The sequence below is a fragment of the Bartonella queenslandensis AUST/NH15 genome, assembly GCF_000312585.1.
GTDB classification, from domain to species: domain Bacteria; phylum Pseudomonadota; class Alphaproteobacteria; order Rhizobiales; family Rhizobiaceae; genus Bartonella; species Bartonella queenslandensis_A.
On record NZ_HE997998.1, the window covers coordinates 35,428 to 37,732 of the forward strand.

Annotated in this window: 1 protein-coding gene and 1 pseudogene; both read right to left on the reverse strand. The window is 37.0% G+C overall.

Annotated features, from left to right (window positions below; genetic code table 11):
• Positions 1-253 precede the first annotated feature (253 nt).
• A complete protein-coding gene (locus BN338_RS04055; protein WP_039759296.1) occupies positions 254-1,255 on the reverse strand; it encodes an Hsp33 family molecular chaperone in 1,002 nt (333 codons plus the stop codon).
• A 36-nt stretch (positions 1,256-1,291) separates the two neighbouring features.
• Positions 1,292-2,226: pseudogene (argF, locus tag BN338_RS04060) on the reverse strand (ornithine carbamoyltransferase).
• Positions 2,227-2,305: the final 79 nt, after the last annotated feature.

Sequence of the window (2,305 nt, forward strand, 5' to 3'; positions counted from 1 at the left end):
CTCTTATGATCACAAAAAATGATTTTTTGACTCTTAAGTAAGATAAATTCGAATAAGAAAATATAACTATAATCAAAAAGATTTATTTAACAGAATAAGGTCATTTACAAATAAAAATCAACATATTAATGAATACTATAAAAGGATTTATTGTCAGAAATATTCTAAAAGTTCATATTCGCTGTGCTTAAGCTTTTAGGACATGAATAAAATAGACTTTTTTTGCAATCATCATTTTTATAAAATAATTTGATTACGTTTTTTCTTCCAAAAATTCCTGCGCTGTAAAACGATATGTTTCTGAGCAAAATTCACATGTGACTGAAATATATTCATTTTTAACCATTTTATTGCGCTCATCAATAGGAAATCCTTCTAGGATTCCTTTAATTTTTTCGCGTGAACAAGAACATTGATCAACAAGAGAAAAAGAATTAAAAACTCTAACACCTTGTTCATGAAAAAGACGAAACAAGAGCTGTTTACTCCCGACTTGGGGATCTGTTAATTCTGCACTTTCAATCGTTTTCATGAGTATTTTAGCTTCTTGCCACTGATTATCTAATTGGGTATGAGTTTTCGTTTTTTCTTGCTTTTGACGAGGATCAGAGACTTTATGATGAGACGATGCTTGAGGCAAAAGTTGTGTCAAAATCCCTCCAGCTCGCCAGCTTTTCTGCAGTTTTCCTTGTTGGTCACGATTAATTAATATAGCAACAGCCAAACGGATATCGGTAGGAATTTGCTCTGATTGATCAAAATAAGTACGAGAAGCGTCTTGTAAATTTGATCCATCTAATGCAACAATCCCTTGATAGGGTTGCATGTGGGAACCTTGATCAATCGTGAAAGCTAAAGTGCCTTTTCCTAAAAGTGTTTCTGAAGAGGCTTGATCCTCATCTATTGCTTGTTGAAGCCGTTCTTTATCAAAACGAGCGTATCCACGTACACTGGAAGGAGGAGAAAAATCGCATACCAACATATTAACCGGTCCATCAGAATGGGTTTGTAAAATAAACTTTCCCGTAAGCTTTAGAGAAGTTCCAAGTAGAACAGTTAAAAGTAAAGCTTCAGCCAGAAGATAAGAAACCGGTTCAGGGTATTGATGTCTTGTGAGAATAGAATTTAAAGTTTCCCCAAGTTGGACAACACGTCCACGGATATCAAGTTCTTCGACTTGAAAGGGAATAACAGTATCATCTTCATGCAAAGTGATGCCGTTGAGAGAGGCGTCATCTTTAGCTTGTTCATTCATGGCTTTGCCTTTTATATAAAGTGTGTTGTAGGTAGGCTATTGTGGAGAGAAAAATGCATCTTGTAAACACCAAGAAAGAATTGCTTTTTGAGCATGAAGACGATTTTCAGCTTCATCGAAAACAACGGAGTGCGGTCCATCAATCACAGTATCGACAACCTCTTCACCACGATGAGCTGGAAGACAATGCATAAAAAGAGCATCAGATTTTGCTAATTTCATGAGAGCTTCATTGACTTGATAAGGCTGAAAAATGGAATGACTGCGAGCACGAAATTCTTGTCCCATAGAGCCCCATGTATCAGTCATAATACAATCAGCATCTTGAGCTGCTTTTTGAGGATTATGAGTTAGCGTAAGATGCGCTCCCCGCTCACGTGCCCAATGTATAAATTGCTCTTGCGGCTCACTACCTTTTGGAGTAGCAATACGCAAATGGAAATCAAAAAGAGCTGCAGCTTCAATTAAGGAATGGAGCACATTATTACCATCCCCCATCCATGCAAATATTTTGCCAGTAATTGGCCCTCGATGTTCTTCATAGGTTAAGATATCTGCTAGAATTTGGCAAGGATGTGTATCATCTGTAAGGGCATTAATGACAGGAATTTTTGCATATTGTGCCAATTCAAGCATACGTTGATGTTTTGTTGTTCGCAATATCACGATATCTACAAACGGGATAAAACGCGTGCCGTATCAGCTATGGTTTCACTATAACCAAGTTGCATCTCTGACCCCGTGAGCATGATTGTGTCTCCCCCAAGCTGGCGCATACTGATATCGAATGAAATACGCGTTCGTGTAGATGGTTTTTCAAAAATCATCGCAAGTGTTTTACCTATAAAAGGTTTTGAACTTTTCCCTGCTTTAAAAGATGCTTTAAGGATTTTTGCATAATCGATCAGTGCGCGTGCTATTGCTGGCGTTAAAATCGATAAGTCCGTGAAATGACGAAGAGCATTTGTCATGTGTATGATATTTATCCTTCTTTATTTACTTGCGAAAGATAAGAAATTGCTTTTTCAATACGATGCAAGCTTTCATCTA